Here is a 1,023-nt window from a genome sequence, read left to right on the forward strand (position 1 = left end):
AAACCCAAAGGACGACCTGCGATGAAAAAAACACGCTATGCCAAAATGCCACCGCCACCGAAAACAGAAGAAGAACGCTTACGCTTAAGAATTCTAGAATTAGAAACGGAGAATGCTTACCTAAAAAAGTGTCAGCAATTAGACCGAGAAAAAATGAGGAAAAAGCCAACGCCGTCCAAGAATTAAGAGCAGACTATCCGTTAGACTTACTGTTACGGTATGCCAACTTAGCTAGAAGTACTTTCTTTTATCATTTACATGGTAAAGATAAGACAAGGGATGACAACGCTTCCTTATGTGCCCAAATTCTTGCTATCAAACAACAGAATCCACATTATGGCTATCGCCGAGTCACCAAACAATTAGGCGAGGGGAGCAACCATAAACGGGTGCAACGATTAATCCAAGTGATGGGATTGCAGGTAAAAGGGAAAAGACAACGTAAATATTATTCTTATCGTGGGGAAGTGGGTAACATCGCCCCGAATCACTTACAACGAGACTTCCACGCCACCGTTCCGCACCAGAAATGGTTGACCGATATTACTGAGTTTAAGGTGAAGGGCGATAAACTCTATTTTTCCCCGATATTGGATTGCTATAACAATGAATTGATTGCTTATCAATGTAGTCGTCATCCAGATGGTAGATTAGTAAAACAGATGGTGTTACAAGCAATTGCTCGGTTAGCTGAGGGGGACTCACCGATATTACATTCAGACCAAGGTATTCAGTATCAAATGGCAAGTTATCAACAGTTATTAGCTGAGCACAATATTGTGCAGAGTATGTCAAGGAAAGGCAATTGTTTAGATAATGCCGCGATGGAGAGTTTCTTTGGTCGGATGAAAGTGGAATGTTTTTATGGCAAAACTTTCGAAAACATTGAAGAACTTGAATCTGTTATCAAAGAATATGTTCGTTATTACAATGAGGAAAGAATACAATTAAAATTAAATGGACTGAGCCCTGTTCAATACAGAATTCAGTCCTTAAAATAACAGTCTAACTTTTCGGGGTCAG

The 1,023-nt window shown here is 39.9% G+C and carries 1 protein-coding gene and 1 pseudogene; both read left to right on the forward strand.

Annotated elements, in window-relative coordinates:
• Positions 1-186, forward strand: a pseudogene (locus P375_RS12850) (hypothetical protein); the annotation flags it as partial.
• Entirely contained in the window at positions 99-1,001 is a 903-nt protein-coding gene (locus P375_RS11335) for an IS3 family transposase (RefSeq protein ID WP_245176467.1), read from the forward strand. The pseudogene P375_RS12850 and the gene P375_RS11335, both read left to right, overlap by 88 nt.
• Positions 1,002-1,023 lie beyond the last annotated feature (22 nt).

The sequence above is a fragment of the Gallibacterium genomosp. 2 genome (assembly GCF_000771895.1).
GTDB lineage: Bacteria > Pseudomonadota > Gammaproteobacteria > Enterobacterales > Pasteurellaceae > Gallibacterium.